At 72.2% G+C, this 25,571-nt stretch carries 24 protein-coding genes; 11 read left to right on the top strand and 13 right to left on the bottom strand.

The annotated features are described in order from the left end of the window. Positions 1–12: 12 nt before the first annotated feature. The gene (gene rimP, locus AB0J42_RS26990) at positions 13–489 is read right to left on the bottom strand and encodes a ribosome maturation factor RimP (RefSeq protein ID WP_364299123.1); all 477 of its coding nucleotides are present in this window, start codon (positions 487–489) and stop codon (positions 13–15) included. A 234-nt stretch (positions 490–723) separates the two neighbouring features. Between rimP and AB0J42_RS26985 the strand changes: the two genes are divergently transcribed. The 3 genes from AB0J42_RS26985 to AB0J42_RS26975 all read left to right on the top strand — a co-directional run bounded on the left by AB0J42_RS26985 (position 724) and on the right by AB0J42_RS26975 (position 3,264). Then, positions 724–1,689, top strand: a complete 966-nt coding sequence (locus AB0J42_RS26985) for a ferritin-like domain-containing protein (RefSeq protein WP_364299121.1) — start codon at positions 724–726, stop codon at positions 1,687–1,689. Positions 1,690–1,790: 101 nt separating this feature from the next. Beyond that, entirely contained in the window at positions 1,791–2,417 is a 627-nt protein-coding gene (locus AB0J42_RS26980; RefSeq protein ID WP_364299119.1) for a PadR family transcriptional regulator, read from the top strand. A gap of 208 nt (positions 2,418–2,625) precedes the next feature. Then, entirely contained in the window at positions 2,626–3,264 is a 639-nt protein-coding gene (locus AB0J42_RS26975) for a DUF998 domain-containing protein (protein ID WP_364299117.1), read from the top strand. Here the strand turns inward: AB0J42_RS26975 and AB0J42_RS26970 are convergent. The 4 genes from AB0J42_RS26970 to AB0J42_RS26955 all read right to left on the bottom strand — a co-directional run bounded on the left by AB0J42_RS26970 (position 3,242) and on the right by AB0J42_RS26955 (position 7,098). Then, on the bottom strand, positions 3,242–4,033 hold the full coding sequence (locus tag AB0J42_RS26970) for a class I SAM-dependent methyltransferase (protein ID WP_364299115.1): 792 nt from the start codon (positions 4,031–4,033) through the stop codon (positions 3,242–3,244). The two genes, AB0J42_RS26975 and AB0J42_RS26970, sit on opposite strands and share 23 nt — an antisense overlap. A gap of 61 nt (positions 4,034–4,094) precedes the next feature. Then, a complete protein-coding gene (locus AB0J42_RS26965; RefSeq protein WP_364299113.1) occupies positions 4,095–5,840 on the bottom strand; it encodes a proline--tRNA ligase in 1,746 nt (581 codons plus the stop codon). Between the two features lie 74 nt (positions 5,841–5,914). Next, a complete protein-coding gene (locus AB0J42_RS26960; RefSeq protein WP_364299111.1) occupies positions 5,915–6,562 on the bottom strand; it encodes a hypothetical protein in 648 nt (215 codons plus the stop codon). A gap of 107 nt (positions 6,563–6,669) precedes the next feature. Next, positions 6,670–7,098: a hypothetical protein gene (locus tag AB0J42_RS26955; RefSeq protein ID WP_364299109.1), complete on the bottom strand. Its 429-nt coding sequence runs from the start codon at positions 7,096–7,098 to the stop codon at positions 6,670–6,672. A gap of 265 nt (positions 7,099–7,363) precedes the next feature. Here AB0J42_RS26955 and AB0J42_RS26950 point away from each other — a divergent pair, with 265 nt between their 5' ends. The 6 genes from AB0J42_RS26950 (at position 7,364) to AB0J42_RS26925 (ending at position 14,472) form a co-directional block, all read left to right on the top strand. Next, a complete protein-coding gene (locus AB0J42_RS26950) occupies positions 7,364–8,665 on the top strand; it encodes an FAD-dependent oxidoreductase (protein ID WP_364299107.1) in 1,302 nt (433 codons plus the stop codon). A gap of 10 nt (positions 8,666–8,675) precedes the next feature. Continuing rightward, the gene (locus AB0J42_RS26945; RefSeq protein WP_364299105.1) at positions 8,676–9,827 is read left to right on the top strand and encodes an aldolase; all 1,152 of its coding nucleotides are present in this window, start codon (positions 8,676–8,678) and stop codon (positions 9,825–9,827) included. Between the two features lie 171 nt (positions 9,828–9,998). Beyond that, positions 9,999–10,175 (top strand): hypothetical protein, encoded by a 177-nt coding sequence (locus AB0J42_RS26940; protein WP_364299104.1) that lies wholly within the window; start codon positions 9,999–10,001, stop codon positions 10,173–10,175. 81 nt (positions 10,176–10,256) lie between these two features. After that, complete coding sequence (locus tag AB0J42_RS26935) at positions 10,257–11,258, top strand: MvdC/MvdD family ATP grasp protein (RefSeq protein ID WP_364299102.1); 1,002 nt, start codon at positions 10,257–10,259, stop codon at positions 11,256–11,258. After that, complete coding sequence (locus AB0J42_RS26930; protein ID WP_364299100.1) at positions 11,255–12,307, top strand: TIGR04500 family putative peptide maturation system protein; 1,053 nt, start codon at positions 11,255–11,257, stop codon at positions 12,305–12,307. The genes AB0J42_RS26935 and AB0J42_RS26930 overlap by 4 nt, the downstream gene beginning before the upstream one ends. Positions 12,308–12,345: 38 nt before the next feature. Then, complete coding sequence (locus AB0J42_RS26925) at positions 12,346–14,472, top strand: peptidase domain-containing ABC transporter (protein WP_364299098.1); 2,127 nt, start codon at positions 12,346–12,348, stop codon at positions 14,470–14,472. Here AB0J42_RS26925 and AB0J42_RS26920 read toward each other — a convergent pair. The 4 genes from AB0J42_RS26920 to AB0J42_RS26905 all read right to left on the bottom strand — a co-directional run bounded on the left by AB0J42_RS26920 (position 14,459) and on the right by AB0J42_RS26905 (position 19,655). Continuing rightward, positions 14,459–17,047 (bottom strand): LuxR C-terminal-related transcriptional regulator, encoded by a 2,589-nt coding sequence (locus tag AB0J42_RS26920; protein WP_364299096.1) that lies wholly within the window; start codon positions 17,045–17,047, stop codon positions 14,459–14,461. The two genes, AB0J42_RS26925 and AB0J42_RS26920, sit on opposite strands and share 14 nt — an antisense overlap. A 15-nt stretch (positions 17,048–17,062) precedes the next feature. After that, the gene (locus tag AB0J42_RS26915) at positions 17,063–17,743 is read right to left on the bottom strand and encodes a copper homeostasis protein CutC (RefSeq protein WP_364299094.1); all 681 of its coding nucleotides are present in this window, start codon (positions 17,741–17,743) and stop codon (positions 17,063–17,065) included. A gap of 347 nt (positions 17,744–18,090) precedes the next feature. Beyond that, positions 18,091–18,693 carry a GNAT family N-acetyltransferase gene (locus AB0J42_RS26910; protein ID WP_364299092.1) on the bottom strand — a complete coding sequence of 201 codons (603 nt, stop codon included), beginning with the start codon at positions 18,691–18,693 and terminating at the stop codon, positions 18,091–18,093. A gap of 212 nt (positions 18,694–18,905) precedes the next feature. Next, on the bottom strand, positions 18,906–19,655 hold the full coding sequence (locus AB0J42_RS26905) for a GntR family transcriptional regulator (protein WP_364299090.1): 750 nt from the start codon (positions 19,653–19,655) through the stop codon (positions 18,906–18,908). 929 nt (positions 19,656–20,584) lie between these two features. On the opposite strand from AB0J42_RS26905, the gene AB0J42_RS26900 reads away from it, so the two are divergent. Together AB0J42_RS26900 and AB0J42_RS26895 are read left to right on the top strand one after the other, a co-directional pair. Further along, a complete protein-coding gene (locus tag AB0J42_RS26900) occupies positions 20,585–21,151 on the top strand; it encodes a flavin reductase family protein (RefSeq protein ID WP_364299088.1) in 567 nt (188 codons plus the stop codon). 32 nt (positions 21,152–21,183) lie between these two features. Next, positions 21,184–21,930 carry an SDR family oxidoreductase gene (locus tag AB0J42_RS26895; protein WP_364299086.1) on the top strand — a complete coding sequence of 249 codons (747 nt, stop codon included), beginning with the start codon at positions 21,184–21,186 and terminating at the stop codon, positions 21,928–21,930. On the opposite strand, the gene AB0J42_RS26890 is transcribed toward AB0J42_RS26895, so the two are convergent. The 4 genes from AB0J42_RS26890 to AB0J42_RS26875 all read right to left on the bottom strand — a co-directional run bounded on the left by AB0J42_RS26890 (position 21,927) and on the right by AB0J42_RS26875 (position 25,426). Beyond that, the gene (locus AB0J42_RS26890) at positions 21,927–22,742 is read right to left on the bottom strand and encodes a hypothetical protein (protein WP_364299084.1); all 816 of its coding nucleotides are present in this window, start codon (positions 22,740–22,742) and stop codon (positions 21,927–21,929) included. The two genes, AB0J42_RS26895 and AB0J42_RS26890, sit on opposite strands and share 4 nt — an antisense overlap. Positions 22,743–22,793: 51 nt before the next feature. Next, positions 22,794–23,045, bottom strand: coding sequence for a hypothetical protein (locus AB0J42_RS26885; protein ID WP_364299082.1), 252 nt, complete (start codon positions 23,043–23,045; stop codon positions 22,794–22,796). Positions 23,046–23,066: 21 nt separating this feature from the next. Then, positions 23,067–23,324, bottom strand: coding sequence for a hypothetical protein (locus AB0J42_RS26880; protein ID WP_364299080.1), 258 nt, complete (start codon positions 23,322–23,324; stop codon positions 23,067–23,069). A 329-nt stretch (positions 23,325–23,653) separates the two neighbouring features. Continuing rightward, complete coding sequence (locus tag AB0J42_RS26875; RefSeq protein ID WP_364299078.1) at positions 23,654–25,426, bottom strand: glycoside hydrolase family 3 N-terminal domain-containing protein; 1,773 nt, start codon at positions 25,424–25,426, stop codon at positions 23,654–23,656. Between the last annotated feature and the right edge of the window lie 145 nt (positions 25,427–25,571).

The following is a 25,571-nucleotide window of genomic DNA, read 5'->3' as shown; positions in this document are numbered from 1 at the left end:
CGAGGCTCCCCCTTAGCCCTCGTCGCCGTCGATGCGGCGGAACTCCACCTGCACCCGCCCGCGGGCCAGGTCCTGATAGTCGAGGCGGCGGGCGGCGCCGGCGACGTCGAGGTCGACCCCGGCGTCGTCCGCTGACAGCACCCTGCCCTCGATGACGCTTCCGTCTCGCATCTCCGCCTTGACCAGTCGCTTGGCGGCGCGCCTCCAGTGGCGCGGCTCGGTCAGCGGGCGGTCCACTCCGGGAGAGGACACCTCGAGCGTGTAGGGAGCGTCGCCCATCGCGTCGTCCTCGTCGAGGGCCGCCGAGACGGCCTGGCTCACCTCGGCCACGTCGTCGAGACTCACACCGCCGTCGCGGTCGACGATCACGCGCAGCAGGCGCCGCCTGCCGGCCTTGGTGACCGTCACGTCCTCCAGATCGAGGCCCTCCGCGGCGACCACGGGCTCCAGGAGCTTCATCAGGTGGTCGCGGGGTGACGCACTGCCCATGTCGACCTCCCCTATTGTCAAGTCACAGCCGGGCGGACCTCGCCACGGGCTCTCCGCCGCCCGCCCGTCCGGCCGGCGACGACAGTTGACACCCTATCCGCATGTGGGCGCCCGCAGAGCGTTCACCGGGCACCCTCGCCGCGGCGACTCCGGCCGGGCCGCGCCTGACCGTGGGCGGTGGTCCGAGACCGTACGATGCTGTCTGCGATCCGGTAAAAGTGAAAGGTCCTGCTCGTGCGCCAGCCTCACCTCTCCAGGCGAGCCCTGCTGGCGGGCGGGGCCGCCGTCGCGGTGCTCGCGGGCTGCAGCACGCCCGAGCCCGAACCGGTACGCGACACCCCCGAGGAGGCGCTGGCCCGCGCCCTCATCGCCGAGAAGGAACGGACGGTCGCGCTCTACTCGGCGCCGGCCGCCGGGGGTGGCAAGGCCGCCGCCTACCGCGACCGGCACGCGGCGCACCTGGCCGAGCTGCGGCGGCGCTACCCGCGGCTCACCGAGCCGACGCCGGCCTCCTCCACTGTTTCCGCCTCTGCCCCGGTGTCCGCCACCCCCACGCCCACCCAGAAGATGACGCTGGCGCGGCTGCGTGCGCTGGACCGGCGGGCGGCGGCGCGCAGGCCCACCCAGCTGGCCGGCGTGGCCCCCGCCCTGGCCCAGCTGGTGGCGAGCATCGGCGCCTGCGAAGCGCTGCACGCCGGGTCCGCCGTCAAGCGGCCCGCGGCGCCCGCCGCCCGCGCCGCCGCCGACCCGGGCGACGTGGCGAAGCTCCGCAAGGCGCTCTCGGCCGAGCACGCCGCGGTCTTCGCGTTCGGGCTGCTGGCGGCTCGCACGACCGGTTCCCTGCGCACCCGCCTGACCCGCGCCTTCGACGCGCACCGCGACCGCAGGGACGAGCTGCGCCGGCTCATCACGGCCCGGGGCGGGCAGCCGGCCGAGCCGCACGCCTCCTACGCGCTGCCGTCCGTCCCCTCCACCGGGCCCGCGGCCTCCCGGCTGGCGGCCCACGTGGAGAACGGGCTCACCGCGTCCTATCTGGAGCTGGTGGCGGCGGTGGACCCGGCGCTGCGGCGGTACGCGGCGGTGGCCATGCAGGAGGCGGTCATGCGCGCCCACTCGTTCCGCCCGAGCACGGTGGCGGCGTTTCCCGGCATGCCCGCCCCGGCCCCCGCGCCCTCCCCGACGGTGACGCCGAGCGGCTGACCCGCACCCTCGAGGCCGAGGCGTGATCCCTTCGTTCCCCCGTACTAGTTGACATCGACTACTCGGCGGCGGATAGTCGGAACCGACTAGAGGAGAGCGGGATGGCCGGAAAGCGGAAAGTGGGCAACCTGCTGGCGCTGGCCGTCCTGTCGTATCTGAGCCGGCGCCCCATGCACCCCTACGAGCTGGGCCGGACCCTGCGCGAGAACGGGGACGCCCGCAGCATCAAGTACAACCACGGCTCCCTCTACATGGTCGTCGGCCAGCTCGCCCGCGCCGGGCTCATCGTCGAGGTCGGCACCGGCCGTCAGGGGCAGCTGCCGGAGCGCACCGTGTACGGGCTCACCGACGAGGGGCGGCGGGAGCTGCGCGACTGGCTGAGCGAGCTGGTCGAGCAGCCGAGGCACGAGTACCCGGGGTTCGTGGCCGCGCTCTCGCTGATCGGGGCGCTACCGCCCGACCAGGTGGTGGAGCTGCTGCGCAGGCGGCTGGACCGGCTCGCGGAGCGGCGCGCGGAGATCAGCGGGCTGATCGAGGAGGCGGTGGGCTCGGGCCTGCCGGAGCTCTTCGTCGTCGAGGAGGAGTACCGGCTCGCGCTGCTGGAGGCCGAAATCGCGTTCGTCGAGCGGTTCGTGCGGCGGATCACCGACCCGGAGACCGGCTGGGGCCGCGCATGGGCGCGGGCGCACGCCGCCTGGAACCCGGACGGGGGTGGTGTGCCGGGCTGACCGGCCGGAGCACCCCGGTCGCGGTGCGGGAACACCACGACCGGGGTCGGCCTCGTACCAGATCCCGCGGGAACGGAACCCGGCGCGCGAGGTCGGCAACCGCAAGCGTAACCGGGACTCCTCCCCGTGGGGCTCGCCGCTTCACCGGAGGGGTTCTGTCACGGACTCCTCCCCGTGGGGCTCACCGCTTCGTTGGAGGAGTTCTGTCATGTCTTCGTTATCCGCCCGACGGCTGGCGCTCGGGGCGGTCGCCGGGCCCGTGCTGTTCGAGCTGTCCTGGCTCGTGCTCGGCCTGGTCAGCCCCGGCTACACGCTGTTCGGCCACCGGTTCACCGGCTACTCGCCCGTCAGCCAGCCCGTCAGCGGGCTCGGGCTGGGCGTCACCGGCCCGTACATGAACGCGGCGTTCGTCGTCACCGGGCTCATGCTCACCGCCGGTGTGGCGGGGGTCTTCCGGGTCACCGCCGCGCCCGGTCACCGCCGCTGCGCGGTGCTGCTCGGGCTCAGCGGGGTGGGCCAGGCCCTCTGCGGCCTGTTCACGCTGGAGGAGATGGTGCCGCACACGCTGGGCTATCTGCTGGCGATCGGCGCGCCCGTGATCGGTTTCCCGGTGGCGGGGCGCTACTTCCGCGGGCTGCCGGGGTGGCGGCGGCTGGGCGCGTGGCTGCCGGTGGGCGGCCTGCTGACGCTGGCGCTGCTCGTGCTCTTCCTCCTGACGTTCCAGCCCACCGCCGAGGGGGCCGAGGCCGGGGTGGCCGGGCTGGTGCAGCGGCTCGGGATCGTCGAGGTGCACGCGTGGTTCGCCGTCATGGGGGTGCGGGCCTTCAGCGGCGGCGGCAGATCATGAGCTCGGTGGTCGGGCTCTCGCGCAGGACGCGGACCAGGCGGCGTTCGAGCGGATAGAGCAGGGCTCCGGCCAGCCAGCCGGTGACCTCGGTCAGCGTGACCGCGCGCAGCAGGCCGCCCCACAGCTTGCGCCAGACGGGGTTGGCGTCGACCTGGGCGTTCATCAGGACGAGCATGGGGACGCGGCGCAGCACCTCGAACCCGGCCTCGCCGAGGGCCTCGGTGATCCACGGCAGCGGGTGGTTGACCTGGTAGTCGGAGCGCTGCTCGGGCCGGTGCAGGAAGTTCTCCGACAGGACGAAGACGCCGCCGGGCCTGACCGCGCGGCCGATGCTGCGCAGGGCGGCGCGGTAGCGGGTGTCGTCGGTGATGTGGAAGAGCATGTCCATCGCCGACGCCACGTCGTAGGAGGATTCCTCCAGCGCGTCGCCCGGGTCGGCGATGTCGAGCCGCAGGAAGGTGTCGTGGGGGAAGCGGGCGCGCAGGCGCTCGACGGCCGCCTCGGTGAGGTCGCTGCCGGTGACGGACTCGGCCCCCAGCGCCCGCCACTGGCGGACGTAGAAGCCGGTGCCCGACCCGACGTCGAGGACGCGGGCCTTGGCCAGGTCGAGCCCCAGGGAGGCGATCTCGCGGCGGAAGCCTTCGGCGCGGACGCGGTACATCCAGGTGTTGAAGGCCCTGCCGAGGGCTTTGTAGCCGACGCCGCTCTCGGTCCAGTCGGACCGCAGGCGCTGTTCCCAGAAGTCTCTCAGTTCGGCGTGTGGCTTCACTGATCGAGAGTTTCAGCCTGACACCGCCCCGTCAAACCGGGGCGGTGCATAGCCGGATATGTCAGGACGCGCAGGCGGCGGCGATCCGGTCGGCGGCCTCCGCGAGCGGGATCTCCTGCTTCTCGCCGGTCACCCGGTCGCGCAGCTCGATCACGCCCTGGGCCAGCCCGCGGCCGACCACCACGATCGTCGGCATGCCGAGCAGCTCGGCGTCCTTGAACTTGACGCCGGGCGAGACCTGGGCCCGGTCGTCGACGAGCACCCGCAGGCCGCGGGACTCCAGCTCGGCGGCCAGCTCCAGGGCGGCCTCGACCTGGCGGTCCTTGCCGGTGCCGACGATGTGGACGTCGGCGGGGGCGATCTCGCGCGGCCAGACCAGGCCGAGCTCGTCGTGCATCTGCTCGGCGATGACCGCCACCGCGCGGGAGACGCCGATGCCGTAGGAGCCCATGGTGACGCGGACCGGCTTGCCGTCGGGGCCGAGCGCGTCGAGCTCGGCGGCGTCGGCGTACTTGCGGCCGAGCTGGAAGATGTGGCCGATCTCGATGCCGCGGTCGATGGACAGCGCCGAGCCGCAGCGCGGGCAGGGGTCGCCGGCGCGCACCTCGGCGGCCTCGATCGTGCCGTCGGGCTCGAAGTCGCGGCCCGCGACGACGTTGGCGGCGTGCTTGCCCGGCTCGTTGGCGCCGGTCACCCAGGAGGTGCCGGTGACGACGCGCGGGTCGACGAGGTAGCGGATGCCGAGCTCGCGCAGCACCTGCGGCCCGATGTAGCCGCGGACCAGGCCGGGGTGCTTGGCGAAGTCCTCGGCCTCGAAGATGGCGGGCTCGCCGGGCGCCAGGGCGGCCTCCAGGCGCTTGAAGTCGACCTCGCGGTCGCCGGGCACGCCGATGACCAGGGTCTCGACCTTGTCGGAGCCGGGCGTGGCGACCTTGACGACGACGTTCTTGAGCGTGTCGGCGGCGGTGACGGACATCCCGTGGTGCTCGTTGACGTACGCGACCAGCGACTCGATGGTCGGGGTGTCGGGGGTGTCCATGACGCGCAGCTCGGGCTGCCCCTCGGTCGGGCGGACGGCGGGGGCGGGCGTGGTGACGGCCTCGGCGTTGGCGGCGTAGCCGCACGAGTGGCAGGCGACGAAGGTGTCTTCGCCGGTGGGCGTGGGCGCCAGGAACTCCTCCGAGGCCGAGCCGCCCATCGCGCCCGACGTGGCGAACACGATCTTGTAGCGGATGCCGAGCCGGTCGAAGGTGCGGATGTAGGTCTCGCGGTGCTGCTCGTAGGAGTGCTTGAGGCCGTCGTCGTCGAGGTCGAACGAGTAGGAGTCCTTCATGAGGAACTCGCGGCCGCGCAGGATGCCGGCCCGGGGCCGGGCCTCGTCGCGGTACTTGGTCTGGATCTGGTAGAGCGTGACCGGGTAGTCCTTGTAGGAGGAGTATTCGCCCTTGACCATGTCGGTGAAGAGCTCCTCGTGGGTGGGCCCGAGCAGATAGTCGGCGCCCTTGCGGTCGTGGAGCCGGAAGAGCGTGTCGCCGTACTCCGTCCAGCGGCCGGTGGCCTCGTAGTACTCGCGGGGCAGCAGCGCGGGGAAGAGCACCTCCTGGGCGCCCATCCGGTTCATCTCCTCGCGGACGACGCGGGTGACGTTCTCCAGCACGATCTTGCCCAGGGGCAGCCACGAATAGATGCCGGGGGCCACCCGTCGGACGTAGCCGGCGCGAACGAGGAGCTTGTGGCTCGGCACTTCCGCGTCTGCCGGGTCGTCCCGCAGGGTGCGAAGAAACAACGACGACATGCGCAGCAACACGATTACTCCTTGCTCGAAACCGGCTGTGAAGGGTTACAGGCTATCGATTCCGAGAAGCCGTCCGCGCGCGGATATCAAGCGGGAAGCGCCGTGAACGCGAGGGCGAAGACGCCTGCCGCGACGGCGGCGATCGTGAGGGCGCGCGCCCGTGCCGGTCCGGTGCGCCGCAGCGCGAGCACGGCCACCGCCGCCATGATGCCGACGGGCAGCGCGGGCAGCGGCCAGAAGTACGGTTCGGCGATGAATCCGGGGGTCGCCCGCTGGACCACGTCGGTCATCAGCGCGGCGCCGATGACCCCGGCCGCGAGGTCGCCCCAGCGGTCGTCCCTGCGGGTCGCGTACGCCAGCAGCCCGAGGCCGAGGAGCAGGGCGAACGTCCAGTAGAGCCCGGTGGGAGTGCCGCCGAACAGGGTGAAGTCGAAGTTGCCGCGCAGGGCGGCGCCGCCCATCGTGGCCACGAGGGTGGAGACGGCCGCCAGGAACGTGGTGAGCAGCGCCCAGCCGAAGCCGGCGGCGGAGGCGCCGACGGCGACCACCAGGGCGAGATAGATGTACGGGTCGTAGATCTGGCTCACCCAGCCGGGGACCCGCCCGGCGGTGAGCATGCCGATGAGGCCGACGGCCAGACCGGCCGAGAAGGCGGCGACGAGGTGCAGCTCGATCGCGCGCTGCCGGCGGTCGAATTCCGCGAAGTAGTCGAAGTCTATGGTGCTCGCTCTCATCCCTATTCCCCGATCACCCCTTCCCGGGCGGATGCCATGGGACGACCACATTCACATTAGGTGACCGTACAAAAAGGGCAAAACTCCGTTAACCGGAGGTAAGCCTCTCAACCGCCGAGAAGTTCTTCCCAGGGATGACGGGTGTTGGTGGGGCGGGTGGTGTCGAGCGCCTCGGCCAGTCGCCAGAAATCCGGCCGGGCACGCACCCGTACCCGGCCCATAGGATCGATGGCACGGAGCTCGAACCGTACGCCCATGACGTCGAGCACGGCGCAGGAGTCGCCGCTCTCGCCCGGCGTGACCAGGCCGGGCATGCGGTCGGCGAGCAGCGCCGCCGCCTCGGCGGCGAACGGGCCGTCGCGCCACTCGACGTGCCAGCTAGGGCCGGCGCCGCGCCACCAGGTCAGGTCGCGGCAGGCCTCGATGAAGTCGGCCTCGGTGGCCAGCGCGGCCATCACCCGGCCGAACGCCTCGTAGTGCACCGCGGCCGGCTGCGTGCCGTCCTTGGTCCGTCGCAGCGCCTGCTTTCGCCTCACGAGCAACACTGTGATCGGGACGGGCGCGTTTGCGCAAGAGGAGATATCCGGCGGGCACGGGAACCGCCGGGCGGCGGGGACGGCAGGGGGTACAGGGGCGAGACGCTGGTGAGATCACGCACTGTAATGTTCGGATATATCGACAGACATCATGATCGGACGGTATTCACGAGGGACGAGTTCGTTCTCACGGGGGATCGGGGATACATCGATCACACCGGCGGGCCGCACCCCAGGGGAGCCCCGCCGGCATGAAGGAGGCGGCGTGACGTTGCGCGTGGCGGTCATCGGGTCCGGCCCTGCCGGTATCTACACGGCGGAGGCCCTGGTCAAGCAGTCGGACGGGCCGGTGGAGGTGGATGTCCTGGAGCGGCTGCCGACCCCGTACGGGCTGGTCAGGTACGGCGTCGCGCCCGACCACACGTCGATCAAGTCGATCGCCAACTACCTGCGCAGGGTGCTCGAACTGCCCCAGGTCCGCTTCCTCGGCGGGGTCACGCTGGGCGAGCACCTGACCGTCGAGGATCTGCTGGCCTGCTATGACGCGGTGGTCTACTGCACCGGCGCGATGGTGGACCGGCGGCTGGGCATTCCCGGCGAGGACCTGCCGGGCAGCGTGGCCGCCACCGACTTCGTCAACTGGTACTGCGGGCACCCCGACATGGACCCGTCGCGGTTCACCCTCGACAGCCCCGAGGTCGCGGTGATCGGCGTCGGCAACGTGGCCGTCGACGTGGTGCGGATCCTGGCCAAGACCGCCGAGGAGCTGAAGGCCACCGACGTGCCGCACGAGGTGCTGGAACGGCTGGCCGACAGCCAGGTCAAGGCCATCCACATGGTCGGCCGCCGCGGTCCCGAGCACGCCAAGTTCACCCTGAAGGAGCTGCGCGAGCTGGGCGACCTGGCCAACGCCGACGTGTGCGTCCGCCCCGAGGAGGCGGTCGTGCTCGGCGGCGACTTCCCTCGCCAGATCAAGGGCAACATCGACGTGCTGCGCTCCTGGTCGGAGCGGACCCCGGCCGGCCGGCCGCGCCGCCTGGACGTGCGGTTCTGGCTGCGGCCGGTGGAGATCCTCGGCACCGAGCGGGTGGAGGGGCTCAAGCTGGAGCGCACCCGCCTGTCACCGGAGGGCCGCGTGGTCGGCACCGGCGAGTACGAGACGCTGCCGGTCGGCATGGTGCTGCGCTCGGTGGGCTACCAGAGCGTCCCGCTGCCCGGGGTGCCCTTCTCCGAGAAGACGATGACGGTGCCGAACACGGCGGGCCGGGTCCGCGAGCGCGAGTACGTGGCCGGCTGGCTCAAGCGCGGCCCCACCGGCGTGATCGGCACGAACAAGTCCGACGCCGCCGAGACGGTCCGCACGCTGCTGCAGGACCTGTCCGGGCAGCCGCCGCGCGAGCTCGGCTCGCTCGACGCGCTGCTCGCCGAGCGCGGGGTCGACCCGGTGACGTACGAGGAATGGCTGGCGATCGAGGCAGCCGAGGCCGAACTCGCCAAGACGCTGGGCCGGGGCGAACGGGTCAAGCTGGCCGGCCTGGAGGCGATGCTGCGGGCGTGCCGCCCCTGAGAGGAGCCCGATGCGCACCACCGTCCCGTCCGGCGTCCCCGGATTCGAGCGGGTCTACCGGGCCCAGCTGGACCGCTACCCGGCAGCCGAGCCCGGCTGGCAGCCCGTGCACACCGTGTACGTGCCCGCCGACCGGTTCACGGCCGGGACGGTGACGGTCTGGGGCGAGGAGGCGCTGGCGCTCGCCGAGGCCCACCTCGGCACGCCCGCCGACCTGGCCGAGGTGTTCGGGGCCGCCGGGGAGGCGGCCGCCGTGCACGAGCTGGTCCTGCGCAAGCTCGCCGCCGAACCGGTCGAGGACCTGCGGGTGGACTTCGAGGACGGGTACGGGGTGCGCCCCGGCGAGGAGGACGGCCACGCCGAGCAGGCGGCCGGGGCGGTGGCCGCGATGCACGGGGCGGGCACGCTGCCGCGCCGGTGGGGGCTGCGGGTCAAGTCCTTCGCCGACGGCGACCCGGAGCGGTCGGTGCGGACGCTCGACGGGTTCCTCACCGGGGTCGTGGAACGGCTCGGCGAGCTGCCGGACGGGTTCGTGGTGACCTTCCCCAAGGTGCTGATGGAGCCGTATCTGGGGATGTTCGCCGCGTTCCTGGAGCGGCTGGAGCGGGCGCTGAGGCTTCCCCGGCTGCGCTTCGAGATCCAGGTGGAGGCGCCGCAGACCCTGCCGTTCCTCCGCGCCGAGCTCGCCACGGAGCTGGGCGGGCGGCTGGCGGCGGCGCACTTCGGGGTGTTCGACTACACGGCGGCGCTCGGGCTGCCGCCGCACGAGCAGCGGCTCGACCATCCGGCCTGCGACCACGCCCGGCACGTGATGCAGACGGCGTTCGCGGGCACCGGGGTGGAGCTGTCGGACGGGTCTCTGGCCGCCTCCCCCGCCTCCGGCTCGGCCGCCGACGTGCGCACGCTGTGGCGGCGGCACGCGGCGCTGGTCCGGCACTCCCTGGCGCACGGGTTCTACCAGGGGTGGGACATGCACCCGTCGCACCTGGTGAGCCGGTTCGCCACCGTCTACGCCTTCCATCTGGCGCGCTACGACACGTACCGGGAGCGGGTGCGCGCGTGGGAGGAGCGGCGCGCGGCCGGAGACGGCGTCATGGACGAACCCGCCACGATCAAGACGCTGCAGGCGGCCCTGCGCCGGGCCGGCCTGGCGCTGGGCTAGACGACTCGTCGCCGGTTCCTGACGCCGGCGCGGCCCTTCATGTGACCCTCGACACACCGGTTTGAGTACTCACTACTCAGGCGGACGCCCGGGGTGCGAAGCCAGCATGAGGAGCGATCAGAGCGGTGCCGCCCGTTGCCGGCCGCACCGCACGTCAGGAAGGAAACCCAGATGATCAAGCTCCACATCGGTGATCTCGCGCCTGAGGACGACGTCGTCGAACTCGTCGACGACGACCAGCTCGACCTCGTCGTCGGCGCGATGCGCCCCGGCACGGGCTTCGTCTGCTCCGTGACCAGCGGAGACACGAAGTACAGCAAGAACCCCGAAGAGTGCTTCCGGGTCTAGCGTCCGACGCGACCGGCGTGGCGCGCACCGACGAGGGGGCGGGCGCGCCACGCCCTTCGAATGTGGCCCTGGAGCGCTCACATGCTTTTGATCATCAGTAGTCCCGACGACGCCGTCACCGTCGACTTCGTACGCCCCAAGGTGGAGGCGCGCGGAATCCCGGTGCTCTGGTGGGACGAGGACCAGTACCCGGCGCACAGCCGGCTGACCGTCGAGATAGACGACGACGGCGGCTGCCGCCAGATTCTGAAACACCACGGCCGGACGTACGACCTGGCCGAGGTCACCGCCGTCTGGGATCGCCGCCCCAGCCCGATCCAGGCCGGCGAACTGGTGACCGACGAGGACTACCGGGCGTACGCCGAACTGACCGCCCGTCGTTTCCGCGACGGCTTCTGGGAGCTGATGCCGGCGCGCTGGATGCCGGCCAAGCCCACCCGGGCGCTAGGAGCCGACAACAAGCTGGTCCACCTCGCCAAGGCCGCCGAACTCGGCTTCACCGTGCCCCGGACCGTCTTCACCAACGACCCGGACGAGCTGATCCCCGCCTGGAACCACGCCGGCGGGCAGCTCATCAGCAAGGCGCTCACGTACAAGGACTTCTTCGTCTACGGCGAGCAGCACCTCATCTACACCACCCAGGTGCAACGGCGGCACCTCGCCGGCCGGCACCGGATCCAGCACGCGCCGGTGATCCTCCAGCCCAACGTCGCCAAGGCCGCGGAGCTGCGGGTGACGGTGGTGGGCGACCGGATCTTCGCCGCCGAGATCGACTCGCAGTCCTCGCGGCTGACCGCGCAGGACTGGCGGCGCTACGACGACAACAGGGTCGCGTACCGGGCCGTCGATCTTCCCGCCGAGGTGGCCCGGCGCTGCCTGGACTTCACGTCCGCGCTCGGGCTGAACTTCGGGGCCATCGATCTCATCCGCGGCGAGGACGGAGAGTACGTCTTCCTCGAAGTGAACGTGAACGGCCAGTGGGGCTGGATCGAGACGCTCACCGGACTGCCCATCAGCGACGCGATCACCGACTGGCTGACCGCCGGCGAACCCGTGACTTCGACCAAGGAGACGACACCGTGACCATCCCATCGACAGCGGTCGCCGAGCGCGGCGGCGCATCCGGTGCGGACGCCGAGTTCGGCGCCGATCTGGCCAGTGCGGTGGCGTTGCTGCGCCGCCTGCCCCGGCACCGGGACGAGGTCGGCGAGGCCCGGCGGATGGTCGCCGACTGGTCGGCCGCCCATCCGCGGCGGCGGGCAGAGCTCGTGGTCGACCTCCCGCCGGGCGACCTGCGGGCCGGCTACGACCTGGTGCTCGCCCACCCGGAGGGCGGGAACGTCGCGCTTACCGGACAGGCCGAGGACGGGGTGCCGTGGTCGATCGAGTACTCCACCCACTTCGCGGCCAACCGGCTGCTCAGCGTGAACGAGCGCTCGCTTTCGGTGCCCTCGGCGCTGTTCACGATCCGGGCGCTCAACCGGCGCGACCCCACCCTGCACCGGCAGCTCGTCGACTACTGCCTCCTGTGGGACCAGGTGTTCGACGAGGACGTGGCGGCGACCGCCGAAGAGCTGGAGGCGGCGGCCGACGTGTTCCGCCGCAGCCGCGGCCTGCACAGCCGGGCGGCCACCCTGGAATGGCTGGCCGACGTGGGCCTCACCGAACAGGCCTTCGCCATCCACATCGAGTTCGTCGCCCGTATCGAGCGGTTCCGGCGCGGCTTCTTCGAGGCGCACGCGGCAGACCACCTGCGGGCCCACCCGGCGGACTTCGACCGGGTCGACGCGGTCTGGGTGCGGGCGGCCGACGCCGAGGCCCTGGACGGCCTCGCGGCGGCGCGCACCCCGGCCGACCTGCTCGCCCGCCTCGGCGGGCACGGCGGCGACCTCCAGCTCACCATGGGCCGGCACTGGGCGCTCGACCTGCCCGCGCCGCTGCGCTCCCTCGCGGCGGGCGAGGTCGCCGGGCCGGTGCCCGAGACGGGGCAGGTCATACTCGGCGGGGTGCGGGCACGGGAAGCCGCCGACGCGGCGGATCCGGCGGTGCTGGCCCGCGCCGGAGAGGCGGCGCTGGCCGAGTGGCTCGCCGAGCAGCGGGCCCAGGCGACGATCCGGTGGCACTGGCTATGAGCCGCGGGTTGCGGCCACGCCGCCGCGTACCACTGCGCATGCAGCTCTCGGCGTCCGACTGCGGCGCGGCCTGCCTGGCCATGGTGCTGAGCGCGCACGGCCGGCGTACCTCCGTCATGGAGGCACGCGAGCATCTCCCGTCGGACCGGGACGGCGCCAGCGCCCGCGAGCTGATCGGCGCCGGGAAGCGTCTCGGGCTGCACCTGCGCGCGTTCTCCGCGCCGGCGGCCCGCCTGCCCCGGCTGCCGGGCCCGCTCATCGCCCACTGGGGGGAGAACCACTTCGTCGTCGTGGAGGACATCCGCGCCGCGGAGGTGCGGATCGCCGACCCGGCCCAGGGCCGGCGGCGGCTGAGCCACGACGAGTTCGAGGCCGGATACAGCGGCGTCGTGCTGACCGGGGAACCCGAGGGGAAGCTGTCCGGCGGCGCCGATCCGACCTGGCGGACGGCCGCCCGGCTGCTCACCGGGGTGCTCGGCGACTGGCGGCTGATCGCCGCCCTGGTCGCCGCGTCCGTCGTGGTGCAGCTGTTCCCGCTGCTGGTGGCGGGGGTCACCCGGGTGGTGGTCGACGGGACGACCAGCGGAAGGCTCGACGAGCTGCTGCTCCCGCTCACCGTGGCGGCGGGCGCGGGCTGGCTGCTCTTCACCGTCGTGAACTGGCTGCGATCGGTGATGCTGATCCACCTGCAGACCGGCGTGGCGGCCCGCCTGATGCGCCGGCTCGTCGAGCACACCTTCACCCTGCCCTTCCGCTTCTTCGACCAGCGCGGCTCCGGCGACCTGGTCACGCGTCTCTCCACCGCCTCCACGCTGCGCGACCTGCTCACGGAGCGGTCCCTCGCGTTCGGCATCGACTGCCTCACCGGCCTGGGATACCTCCTCCTGCTCGCGACCGCCTCCCCGCCGATCGCGCTCGCCGCGGCCGCCGTCGCGGCCCTGCAAGCGCTCATCGCGCTGCTGGCCGGCCGGGCGAGCATCCAGCGCGTGCACGAATCGCTGGCCACCCAGGCGATGACGCAGAACACGCTGGTAGAGAGCCTCGGCGGAGTGGAGACCGTGATCGCCTGCGGGGCGGAGGAGGCCACCGTCAGCCGCTGGCGGGCCCGCTACGGCCGCGAACTCGCGACCGCCCGGAGCCGTGACCTGTTCCTCACCGGAGTCCAGGCGCTCACCACCGCCGCGCAGACCGCCCTGAGCGTCGGGCTGCTGCTCATCGTCGCCTACCAGTTGCCCAGCCCGGCGCAGCTCGGTGAGCTGCTAGCCCTCGCCGCGCTGGCCGGTGCCGCGCTGGCCCCGCTGGGGTCGCTGCTCACCACCGTCCAGCAGCTGCACGCCGCGATGGCGCACCTGGAGCGCCTGGGCGACATCATGGACACCCCGCCGGCGCCGACCGGCCGGGTGCAGCTGCCCGGCGGCCTGCGCGGCCGCATCGACGTGAGCCGCGCGTCCTTCGGCTACCACCCCTCCCGCCCGGTCCTGCGCGACATCACCCTGCTGATCGAGCCGGGGCAGCGGGTCGCCATCGTCGGGCCGTCCGGTTCCGGCAAGACCACCCTCGGGCGGCTCCTGATCGGCCTGCTCGAACCCACCGACGGGCACATCGGCTACGACAGCGTGCCGCTGGAGCTGCTCGACCGCCGGCGGCTGCGCCGGCAGATGGGCATCGTCACCCAGCAGCCGTTCCTCTTCGAGGGCACGATCGCCGACAACATCACCGTGGGCAAACACTGCACCCCCGAGCAGATCCAGCTGGCGGTCTGGGTGGCCGCGCTCGCCGAGGACGTCGCGGCCATGCCGATGGGCCTGCACACCACGGTGGGCGAGGCCGGCTCGCAGGTCTCCGGCGGCCAGCGGCAGCGCATCGCGCTGGCCCGCGCCGTGGTGCACCAGCCGAGCGTGCTCCTGCTCGACGAGCCGACCTCGAACCTGGACTCCCGCACCGAGGCGCTGATCCAGACGCGGCTCGCCGGGCTCGGCTGCACGCAGGTGGTGATCGCGCACCGGCTCTCCACGATCCGGGACGCCGACCTCATCGTCGTCCTCGACCGGGGGACGATCGTGGAGCAGGGCACCCACGACGCCCTGGTCTCCCGGAACGGCCGCTACGCCCAGCTCGTGCGCGAACAGCGGGACCAGCCGGACCCGGCGATCAGCGGAGTGTGAGGCCGTCCTCCGCGAGCGCCGCCGCCAGCTCCGTGCGGCGGTGGATGCCGAGCTTGCCGTACGCCCGCTGCAGGTGGTTCTCCACCGTGCGGGGCGACACCGACAACGTACGCGCGATCGCCGTGTTCTCCATCCCCCGGGCGGCCAGCTCGCAGATCTGCAGTTCGCGGCGGGTCAGCACCGGCGCCGACTTCGGCGGGGGCAGCCACTCCGGCCAGACGCCCCGATGCTCGCCGAGCAGCCGCTGGGTACGGCGCGCCAGCGCGTTCACCTCCCGTCCGCCTCGGAACATCGCCCCGGCCGCGGCCGCCTCCAGGGCGAATCCCAGGTACCCGCGCTGCTCGAAAGCGGCGCTGACCCGGTTCATCCCCCGCAGATCCCGGCCCGCCAGCGCGGCGGCGTGGTCGGCGAGGAGGCCGTACAACTCCCCGTCCGCGTTCTCCGCGATCTCCCGGAGCCGGGCGGCCGTCGCCGCCGAAGGGTTGAGCCGGATGTCGACGTGCAGGAACTCGGTGGCCATCAGCACGTTGCCGGCGGCCAGCGCCTCCGTCGCCCGGCGCCGCAGGACCACCCCGGCGCCCTCGCGGTCCCCGGCAATCACCAGCGCCCACACCTCGCCGAAGGCGCCGTAGTCGGCCACCGACTGGACGGCCCCGGCCTCCCCCAGCCGGTCCAGCAGCTCACGCGCCTCGTCGACGTCACCGAGCTCCGCGGCGACGCCGGCGCTGATCGCCAGCACGCTCTCCCGGAACCGGAACCTCGGCTGGCTGTCGGTCAGCGCGCGGGCTTCCCGCAGCCACGTCGCGGCCTGCTCGGGCTGCCCCTGGTAGTAGGCGCAGATCCCGCCGGCCAGCGCCACCAGGCCCACCCCGGCGGGCGAACCCTGCTCGACCGCGTCCTGGTAGTAGCGCCGCACCGTCTCGGCCGCCCGCGCCACCTCACCGGCCATGACCAGCGCGTGCACGTGACAGACCTGCGTCATCGCCCGCATCATCGGCCACGCCCCGGCGACCCCGCCCCGGGCCGCGGACAGCTCCGCGATCGCCTGCGCCGGCCGCCCGGTGAAGAGCAGCAGCTGGGGCCGTAACGGCGCCATCGCCCCCGCCAGGACCGGATCGTCCGGAGGACGGTCCGGCAGCCGCGCCACCATCTCGTGCGCCGCCTCGGGCCGGCCGTCGAAGACCAGGACGAGCGCCTCGGCGGCCAGCAGGTCTCCGGCGTCGTCCGCCGGTATCGCCGCCTTGGCCTCGGCGACGACCTCCAGCGCCCGCCGCGGCTCGTGGAAACCCCAGAACAGGTTGACCGCCCGCAGCGCCGCCACATTCGCCCGCGCGGCCGGATCCGTCAGTTCCCGGGCCGCCTCGGCCAGCCACTTCTCCGCCTCGGCGTACTCACCCCGCGCCACCAGCGCCCGGCCCAGCCGCCAGGCCCCGGCCGGCGCGGCGACCTGGCGGGACAACTGCTCCGCCACCGCCACGTCCCGATCGCGCAGCGCCTCGTCGGCCGCCGCCAGCACCTTGTCGTCGGGCACGTCCAGCTGGGCCGCCAGCCGCCATTGCACCGTACGGACCCGATCGTCCGGCCGGCAGGCCATCATCGCGGTGGCGAGGTCGTTGCGGATCCTGTGGATCCGCAACGCTCCGGTACGGGCGACGACGGTGTGGGCGTGCAGCGGATGCGCCACCCGCAGCAGCGGGACCCGCCCGGACTGGTCGAACTGGATGAGCCGGTGTTCCTCCAGCCGTTCGAGCACCGGCATCGCCACCAGCCGCTCCATCACCTCCAGCGGCGCCGAGTGGGCGACGGCCAGGTAACGCAGCGCGTCCAGTTCCTCGGCCGAGAGCGCGTCCAGCGCCGCGGCGGCCGTGTGGCTGGAGTAGGCGTCGCCGGTGACACCGTCGCGCCAGGTCACCACGCCTTCCCGGGGCACGAGGGCGCCCTCGTCCACCGCGCCGCAGAGCACCTCCCGCAGGAAGAGCGGGTTGCCGCCGGTGACCCGCCACAGCCGGTCCAGCGTGAGCCCGTCCACCGGAGCTTCAAGCACCGCCTCGACCAGGTCCTTCGTCCGTGTCCGGCCGAGCGGGGCGAGGTCCGTCCGCGACCACCGGCCCCACCGCCGCAGCCCCTCGGCCGGCGCCGTCGCCGTGGCCATCAGCACGCGCGCGCCGGCGTGCACCACCAGCCGCTGGATCACCGCCGCCGACGCCTCGTCCAGCCAGCTCGCGTCGTCGACGGCGATGACGACCGTACGGCCCCGCGCGGCCTTCAGCAGGGCCTCGGCGGGGTCCGCCGGATCGCCCGGCTCCGGCGCGAGCTGACGGACCGCCCCCAGCGGCAGGTCCCGGTCCGCCGGCGTGCAGACGATCCGCGCGGTGTGGCACGAGCTGACCGCGCACCGGTCGAGCACGGCCTCGACGACCCGGCTCTTCCCCACTCCGGTGTCGCCGGCGAGCAGCACCCCGTCCGTGCCTTCGGCGAGCAGCGACCGGAGGATCGCCGCCACCTCCCGCCCTCGCCCGGTCAGCGGCCACCGGCGCCGGACATGCTGAGCGGAGATCGTCGTCAGTTCGTGCATCTGCGCATCAACCGTCTAATCGCTCTCTACCAGGGAGCGCCAGCGGCGGACCAGGTGCGGATCCACCGGGTCCGTCCAGCTCCGGCGGACCGACGAGCCCACGTGGAAGGCACGGATCCCGTAGTCCAGCAGGTCCGGCACGTGCCGGGGCTGCAGGCCGCCGCCCGCCAGGATGATCGAGGCGTCCCCGGCGTCGGCGCGGCCCTTGAGCACCGGCAGCCCGTCCTCCACCCCGTGCGGCGAGCCCGAGGTGAGCACCGTCGCCAGGTTGGGCAGCAGCCGCACGGCCCGCCAGGCGGCGTGCACGTCGGTCGCGTGGTCGACGGCGCGGTGGAACGTCCAGGGCAGCGGGGACACGGCGTGGATGAGCGCCTCGGTGGCCGCCACGTCCACGCCGCCGGTCTCGTCCAGGAACCCGAAGACGAACCCGGCCGCGCCCGCCTGCGCCAGTTCGCGGGCGTCCCGCCGCAGCCGGTCCAGCACGTCGCCGTGCGCGGCGAACCCGGCGTCCGGGCGGAGCATCACCATCTGCGGCAGCGGGCACTCGGCGGCGATGGCCGCGACCGTCTCGGGCGACGGGGTCAGCCCGCCCACCGCCATGCCGGAGACGACCTCCAGGCGGTCGGCGCCGCCACGTTCGGCCGCTACGGCGTCCCGCACGCCGAGCGCGATGACCTCGAGCAGAGATCCCGTCATGAGCCGAGGCTATAGGGTGCTCTGCTCGGATTTGCCCGCCTGGGTGCGAATTCCACCGATCTTCCCTGCGCCACCAGCGCCTCTTCGTGCACCGGACGAACACCACCAGCCCCGCCCCGACCACGAGAAGACCCGGCGTCGGCGGCCCGGATGACGGCTGACACCACCGGCGCCCCGCTCCACCAGGGGCGCCCAGTCCGGGAGGCGCGTATGGGCACAACCCGGTCAGCGGCGGCAATTCCGGCCGAGGATGCAAATGGGCGCATCCCCGGGGGCGGCAGTTCCCGCCGAAGGCCCGGGGTCAGGAGGTCGGGCCTCGGCGGGAAGCGCCGGTTACGTCGTCGCGGTCAGGCGACGATCAGTTCGGGCATGGTGAGGTCGCGGAAGGCCGTGATCTGCAGGTCGGCGGCCCGGCGCTGGAACAGCGCGCCCGACGCGCGGTGCGGCAGATCGACCGTGCGCAGGTGGCGGAAGCCCCGGCGCCGGTAGTAGCGCTGCAGCCGCTCGTTCCGCTTGGCGCAGTCCAGCCGCAGCCAGGGCAGCCCGGCCCCGTACGCGGTCGCGCCGGCCCAGTCGAGCAGCGCGTCGCCCAGCCCGCTCCCCGACCAGGGCCGCGCCACCGCGAGCTTGTGCACGTACAGGGCGGCGCCGGGATCGTCGTCCTGGGTCCAGAATTCCGGGTCGGCGTACCGGTCGAGGGCGATGGTGGCGACGGGCGTCGCCGGCTCGTCGGGGTCGAGCGCACGCAGCTCGTCATCGAGCAGGAACAGCACTCGCTCCTCGATCAGCGGCATGATACGGTCCGGGCCGAAGCCTTCGCGGGGCCACTGCTTGACGCCCCGGGCGTGCAGCCAGCCGGCCGTGTCCGCCAGGAGGGCGAGGACTCCCCGCAGGTCGCCGGGCTCCGCCCGGCGCAGGGTGAGCGGGTGCAGGAGGGTGTTCGTGCGCATGATTCACCTTTCGTTGCTGTTTGTGCGCGTACGAATACGGACGGTGATCAGTAGATGGGTCGCGAAACCCGGGCAGGGCTCAAGGCCCGGTATCCGTTAGCCCGATATATACGGATAAATCGCTATATGAGGAGCACTACGGCTCCCCGTGCCCAGCGAGACCGCAAGCTCGCTGTGCCGCGGCCGGCGGGATCACCCCCAACCGAGCTCCGTCAGCGGCGATCGAGCTCGTATCTGATCAGATGTTTGTCGGCGGGCAGCACCGACACCGCGACGCGCACCGGCACGTCACAACGGTCGTAGCCGACGCGGACGTAGACCATGACCGGCGTGCCGAGCTCCAGCTGGAGCCGCTCAGCCTCCTCCTGATTGGGCATCCGCGCCCAGATGTCGTCCACGACGCGCACCTGCGCATGACCCAGCTCCTCCAGCACGCGGTTGGCGCCGCGCTCGATGTCGCCCGGCCGGGCGATCTCCGAGTCGGCCACCAAGTCCCGCGGGAAGTAGGAGTCGTTGGTGTTGTAGGGCTGACCGTCCACGAACCGCAGGCGACGCCGGACCACGGCGAGCTCTCCGTCGGACAGTTCCAGCCTGCTGGCGATCTCCTCGACCGGGGATACGGTCAGCACCTCGATGTTCTGGCTGGGCTGGCGGCCTTCCTGCGTGACGGCGTAGGCGAAGGCCTCGCGCAGCTCTCCTGAGGGTTGCGGCTCCAGCTCGCGCTGCGGATAGATGAGCAGCGGGCGGCGGTCCCTGACGATGGTGCCGCGCCGTGGCGTGCGCGTGACGAGCCCTTCATTCACCAGTTCCCCGAGGGCCAGACGGACGGTGTTGCGGCTCACCCCATGGTCTTCCATGAGCTGCGCCTCGGTCGGCAGCTGCGCTCCGGGGCCGAGTACGCCGGAGTAGATGGCCCTTCTCAGTTCCGAAGCCACCTGCTGATACAGCACCGACCTTGCCACTTTCACCCCTTTTGTTCCAACAATTTAGACGATCTGGTTCTAGCAGGCCATCTCCCCCTTGACCGGACGGCCCTCTCAGCCTCATCATCCATTCGTTGGTACAAATCCATCGAAAGGCCGGTGAGGGGGTGAGGGCCGGTGGTGCCGATCCGCGCGGGTATGCCGTACGTGCCCTGGCGGGGCCCTTGCGAAGCAACACGTTTACTGCGTTACGAGTTGCCTCGCCATGGGTTCCACCACATCAGCCAGAGCGTTCAGCACGGCAGCTCCGCGCCTTCCGTGGTAACCGAGCCGAGCGTCCGACGCCAAGACGGGTCCCTCATCCGGTATGAGGAAAGCGCCCCCGTCCGCGTCAAGCCCGCGCTCCGGCCGGCACGGCAGGTGGCATCGCCGCAGACAGACCAACACCCGGAGTCCTCGCGAGAGGGTCACTCCCCCACCAACTCCGTGCGCGATCACACGGTCTAGGACTCCATCCCTCGCCGGAGTCCTGGCGCCGCCGCACACGGGGCAGGAAGCGCGTCCTGGCGGGTCCCCCACGCCCGCCAGGGCGCGCGTTCCTCCTTTTCGCACCTTCCACGCCAGGGCCTGGAAGGGGTTGACCAGGCCGCGGGCGACGAGACGGCCGACGAGGCCGACGGCACCGAGGGTGACGCCGAGGCCGGTGACAGCGGCGAGAGTGACGCCGAGGTCCTGGACTTCAAGACCGTCCGCGGGTGACGTCTTTCTTCCCCGCCGCACGGCCAGTCTCTTCTTACTCCCGCGATTTCGGTGCGGCCTCTTCTTACGTCCGCGGTTTCGGCGCGCCCTCTTCTTCCGCCCTTGGTTTCGGTGCCGACCGAAACGAGCGAGCCCGCAGCCTCTTGACGGGGCGGCACGGGCGGCCTAGCTTTACCAAGCAAGCGCTTGGTGTGAACGAGGAGGCGGCCATGGCGCAGACCCGAGAGCTTCTTACCCAGGAACGGCGGCTCGCCTCCCTGCTGTGCAGGCCCCGCCCACCCGCGGGCGGCCCGGTCGACCCCGGCACGTTCCGCTCGGTGCTCGGCCGGCTCGCCACCGGCGTGGTGGCGGTCACCGCCCTCGACCGTGAGGGCCTGCCCAGCGGCCTCGCCGTCAACTCGTTCACCTCGGTGTCGCTCGACCCCCCGCTCGTCTCGTTCTGCGTGGCTCACAGCAGTACGAGCTGGCCCCGGTTACGGGCGGCCCAGGTGATCACCGTGAACATCCTGGCCGAACACCAGCGGGCCGTCTGTGCCCAGATGGCCACCCGCGGCGGAGACAAGTTCGCGGGCCTGACCTGGCGGGAGTCGCCCGGCGGGAACCCGGTGCTCGATGGCGCGCTGGCCTGGATCGACTGCCGGGTCGAAGCCGAGCATCCCGCAGGGGACCACGTCATCGTGGTGGCCCGCGTGCTGCAGCTCGACACCCACGCCGACGGCGGCCCGCTGGTGTTCTACAACCGCTCCTACGGCGGCTTCATCCCCGGCACGATCTAGCGACCAACCGGTCGGTATGGCATGCTTCCGGGATGACTCTGTTCTCGGTGGAAGGCAAGACCGCCGTCGTCACCGGCGGTTCCCGGGGTATCGGGCGCATGATCGCGGCCGGGTTCACGGCGGCCGGGGCGAAAGTGATCATCTCCGCGCGCAAGGCCGCTGAGGTGGAGAAGACCGCCGCCGAGCTGGGCTGCACCGCCGTGGTCGCCGACCTGTCCACGCCCGAGGGGGTGGACGCGCTGGTGTCGGCCGTACAGGAGCCGCTGCACGTCCTGGTCAACAACGCCGGCGCCACCTGGGGCGCGCCGCTGGAGGAGTATCCCGGGCACGCCTTCGACAAGCTCTGGAACATCAACGTCAAGGGCGCCTTCACGCTCGTCCAGCGCCTGCTGCCGCGGCTGCGCGAGGCGGCGGGCGAGGACGACCCGGCACGGGTCATCAACATCGGCTCGGTCGACGGGATCAGGGTGCCGGCGATGGAGACGTACGCCTACTCCTCCACCAAGGCGGCCGTGCACATGCTGACCCGTCACCTGGCCAGGCAGCTCGCCCCCGAGCACATCACGGTGAACGCGATCGCGCCCGGCCCGTTCGACTCCAAGATGATGGCCTTCGCGCTGGACGACCCGTCGACCCGGGCCGCCGTCGCCTCCAACGTCCCGCTGGGCCGCATCGGCCAGCCCGACGACATGGCGGGGGCGGCCATCTTCCTGGCCTCCCGCGCCGGCTCCTATCTGACCGGGGCGGTCATCCCGGTGGACGGCGGCATCACGGCCTAGAGCAGCTCGCGCAGCGCGGCGGCGAAACCGGCAGCGGAGCCGGGGGCCTGGTGGAGGTAGAGGTACGGCTCGGTGAGCTCCAGCTCGATCAGGGCCGGTTCGCCGCCGGGCAGCCGGACCAGGTCGACCCTGGCGTACAGAAGGGGCTGAGGGATGGCGGCGAGCACCTTCTCGGCGAGGTCGACCTGGTCCGGGGCTGGGGTGCGCGGCTGCGCCCGGACGTTGTCCGCGCCGGTCATGCCGGGGGCCAGTACGGGCGAGCGCCGGACCGCGTGGCTGAAACGGCGGTTGAAGTAGAGGAGTGAGGTCTCGCCCTCCGCCTCGACCATGTCGAGGTAGGGCTGGACCATCGGGACGCGACCGGCGGCCTCCAGCGCGGCGGCGAACGCCACCGCCTCGCCGCGGTCGGCGGTCCTGATCGTGTCGCGGGCGCTGGCCGAGATCGTGGGCTTGACGACGTACTCCCGGTGCTCCGGCAGGTCGCGGGAGGACCAGTGGGTCGGCACGATCGGCACGCCCAGGTCGCGCAGGTAGGTCTTGTCGGTGTTGGTCTCCAGCACGTCGGCCGGGTTCAGCAGCCGGGAGACCCGCTCCACGCGCCGCGCCCAGGACAGGAACTCGGCTCTGCGGTCGCAGTAGTCCCAGACGGACCGGACGACGACGGCGTCGTAGGCGCTCCAGTCGGCGTCGGGGTCGTCCCAGCGTTCGGCCCGTCCTTCGACGCCGGCCTCGCGCCAGGCCGTCAGGACGGCTTCGCGCTCGTCATCGTGGCCATCGGGGTCGGCGAAGGTGACGTAAGCACAGAGAACCATCCGGCGATGGTAGCGCCCGCGCCCCCGGGCAGCGCGGGCGCCGTCCACCGGCTAGTCGACCTCGATGGCCACCGGCGCCCAGCCGCGGTGGGTCGCCACGACCGCGTTGCCGTTGATGTTGGTCACGTTGGTGGCGTTCTGGCCGCCGCGGTTGCTCGCGCCGATGTTGCTGAAGTTGTTGCCCGTCTGAGACGACCTGCTGTTGCGGCTGTCGTTGTCGATCCGGGTGTCGGCGTGCGCGGGCGCGGCCAGCAGGGCGACGCCGGCGGCGGTGACACCGATGAGAGCGAGCTTCTTGATCATGTCAGTGAGGGTCCTTCCGGTTCAGAAGAAGATGTAGGTCACAGTGGTGCCGCCGTGGGCGGCCGTGATCGCGTAGCCGTTGAGGTTGTTGACGTTGACCGACCTGGCTCCGCCCCGATTGGTCGCGCCGATGCGGGAGAACGTGTTGCCCGACTGCGACGACGAGGTGTTGGTGCTCCAGTTGTCAGTCCAGCTGTCGGCGTGTGCCGGTGTGGCCAGCACCGCGCCGCCGACCGCCGCCGCCACCACGAAGCCCGTGGCGCACAGCTTCTTGATCACTTCAGCTCCTTCGCCAGTGTGAGGGCAGGCGAGCGCCCTCCTTGACCTGTCTTGACCCAGCGGGGTCAAAACCAAAGCGATCGTATAGCTCTCTGTAGTCAATCAACAGCTTTGAGTGATCAGAAGATTATTCTGCGCTGACCCGCTCGTTGCGGATGGCACTGTCCTGCCAGGTCAAGGCCAGTTTCGCGGCGTGCTCGACGTCACGCCACGCCGACGCCGGCGCGGCCACCGACCGCCCGCTTCCCGCCCAACGCCTTTCCGGCGCTATCCCGTACGCGAGAAGGCTGCTATCCCGTACGCGCGAACACGTACGTGCTCAGACCCGTCTACGCCCGCTCAACCCGCGGACCACCGGCGATCACCTCGGCCGCGGCCTGACCGCAGACCCGCGCCGCCCCGTACGTGGCGATATGAACGGCGCCGAGGTCCGCGCGGTGGGGCAGGCCCATCTCCACCACCACCGCGTCCGGCCGGGCGCCGAGCAGGTGGCGCAGCGCCTCCATCTGCCAGGGGTGCCGGTGGGCGTCGCGGACCACGATCACCAGCCCGCGCCCCTCGGCCTCGTTGAGCGCGCCCTCAAGCGCGGAGCCGGTGGCCTCACCTGCTGCGAACCGGATCGCGGTAGTGCCCGGCAGCAGCTCGGCGAGCGGCGCGGCCAGACCCCAGGGCGTCGCCTTGTCGATGGCCAGGTGGGTCTCGGGAGCGAGTTCGACAACGTACGGCGCGGCGCTCAACGGCAGCACCGAAGGCTCGGCCCGGCGCGTGACCCGCAGCGCCCTCCGAGCCGCCACCAGCCCGATCCCCTCCCCCGACGTGGAGACACCGCCGGAGACAGCCCCGCCCTCGGACACCTCTGGTGAGCCATTGGAGTCAACCGCCGAAATCTCCGGACCCGCCCCCGAGGAGCCCGGCTCAGCGCCACCTACCGAGGCTTCCGGACCAGCGCCCGCGGAACCACTCGCGGAGCCGAACGCGGAACTGCCCGAGATCTGCGGACCCGCGTCTGCGGAGTCACGCTCGGAGCTGCCCGCGGAGTCGGACGGAGAGTTTCCGACAGTGATAGTCGCCCGCCCGGAGCCCTCTGGAGAGCCGGCCGAGGAGACCTGCGGGGTTGTCGTCCAGAGGGCCAGGTCGTGGACTCGGCGGGCGGCGTCCGCAAGTCTCTCCTCCGGGAGGAGGCCTTCCTGGACGGCGGTGACGATGGCGTCGCGGACGGCGGTCGCGGTGGCCTCGTCGTAGTTCTCGCCGCCGACGCAGATGGCGTCCGCGCCCGCGGCGATGGCGCGGGCGGCGGCGCCGCCGATGCCGTACGGGCCGGAGACGGCGGTCATCTCGATCCCGTCGGTGACGATCACCCCGTCGAAGCCGAGCTCTTCGCGGAGGAGCCCGGTGAGGACCTTGGGGCTGAGGGTGGCGGGCAGGTGCGGGTCGTAGGAGGGTACGAGGAGGTGCCCGGTCATGACGGCCCGGACGCCCTCGGCGATGGCCGCCCGGAACGGCCGGAGCGCCTGTTCGATGTCGCGGTCGGCGACGACGGGCACGCGGTGGTGGGAGTCGACCGAGGTGTCGCCGTGCCCGGGGAAGTGCTTGGCGCAGGCGGCGACCCCGGCGGACTGCAGGCCGCGGACGAAGGCGCGGGTGTGGCGGGCGACGAGTTCGGGGTCGGCGCCGAAGGAGCGCAGCCCGATGACGGGGTTGTCGGGGTTGGAGTTGACGTCGGCGGAGGGCGCGAAGTCGATGCCGATGCCGGCGGCGGCCAGGTCCTGCCCCAGGTCGCGGGCGAGCGTTTCGGTCAGGGCGGGGTCGTCCACGACGCCGAGCGCGTACCCGCCGGGACGGCTGCTGCCGGTGCCGACCTCCAGCCTGGTCACCTCGCCGGTCTCCTCGTCGGTGCCGACGAGCGCGTGCGGGTTCTCCGCCCGCAGGGCCCCCGTGAGGCGGGCGACCTGTTCCGGGTCCGCGATGTTGCGGGAGAACAGCACCACTCCGGCCAGCCCGTCGCCGAGCCTGCGCCGCAGCCATTCGGGCGGCGTGTGACCCGCGAATCCCGGCAGGAGGACGGCGTCGGTCAGGCGGAGGAGGTCGCGGCTCGGAGACATGAACCGCAATCTAATAGGAAAGTTTCTTATTTGCTAGGGGCATTCCCGAACGTCATCCCATACCCCGGGACGACCAAGCCCCGGGGCGCGGGCCACTGGTTCGCCGCGGTGCGAAAGAGCTGGATAATGGCCGATGCCGAACGGA

This window comes from Nonomuraea sp. NPDC049649 (assembly GCF_040675175.1).
In the GTDB taxonomy this organism is placed as follows: Bacteria; Actinomycetota; Actinomycetes; order Streptosporangiales; family Streptosporangiaceae; genus Nonomuraea.
This window is presented reverse-complemented; position numbering and strand designations above follow the sequence as displayed.

Coding starts and splice junctions, on each gene's coding strand:
- AB0J42_RS26980 (WP_364299119.1), top strand. CDS start 1,791: ATGGCCGGAAAGCGGAAAGTGGGCAACCTGCTGGCGCTGGCCGTCCTG.
- rimP (WP_364299123.1), bottom strand. CDS start 489: ATGGGCAGTGCGTCACCCCGCGACCACCTGATGAAGCTCCTGGAGCCC.
- AB0J42_RS26920 (WP_364299096.1), bottom strand. CDS start 17,047: ATGCACGAACTGACGACGATCTCCGCTCAGCATGTCCGGCGCCGGTGG.
- AB0J42_RS26910 (WP_364299092.1), bottom strand. CDS start 18,693: ATGCGCACGAACACCCTCCTGCACCCGCTCACCCTGCGCCGGGCGGAG.
- AB0J42_RS26895 (WP_364299086.1), top strand. CDS start 21,184: ATGACTCTGTTCTCGGTGGAAGGCAAGACCGCCGTCGTCACCGGCGGT.
- AB0J42_RS26890 (WP_364299084.1), bottom strand. CDS start 22,742: ATGGTTCTCTGTGCTTACGTCACCTTCGCCGACCCCGATGGCCACGAT.
- AB0J42_RS26915 (WP_364299094.1), bottom strand. CDS start 17,743: ATGACGGGATCTCTGCTCGAGGTCATCGCGCTCGGCGTGCGGGACGCC.
- AB0J42_RS26925 (WP_364299098.1), top strand. CDS start 12,346: ATGCAGCTCTCGGCGTCCGACTGCGGCGCGGCCTGCCTGGCCATGGTG.
- AB0J42_RS26940 (WP_364299104.1), top strand. CDS start 9,999: ATGATCAAGCTCCACATCGGTGATCTCGCGCCTGAGGACGACGTCGTC.
- AB0J42_RS26885 (WP_364299082.1), bottom strand. CDS start 23,045: ATGATCAAGAAGCTCGCTCTCATCGGTGTCACCGCCGCCGGCGTCGCC.
- AB0J42_RS26975 (WP_364299117.1), top strand. CDS start 2,626: ATGTCTTCGTTATCCGCCCGACGGCTGGCGCTCGGGGCGGTCGCCGGG.
- AB0J42_RS26945 (WP_364299105.1), top strand. CDS start 8,676: ATGCGCACCACCGTCCCGTCCGGCGTCCCCGGATTCGAGCGGGTCTAC.
- AB0J42_RS26875 (WP_364299078.1), bottom strand. CDS start 25,426: ATGTCTCCGAGCCGCGACCTCCTCCGCCTGACCGACGCCGTCCTCCTG.
- AB0J42_RS26960 (WP_364299111.1), bottom strand. CDS start 6,562: ATGAGAGCGAGCACCATAGACTTCGACTACTTCGCGGAATTCGACCGC.
- AB0J42_RS26935 (WP_364299102.1), top strand. CDS start 10,257: ATGCTTTTGATCATCAGTAGTCCCGACGACGCCGTCACCGTCGACTTC.
- AB0J42_RS26900 (WP_364299088.1), top strand. CDS start 20,585: ATGGCGCAGACCCGAGAGCTTCTTACCCAGGAACGGCGGCTCGCCTCC.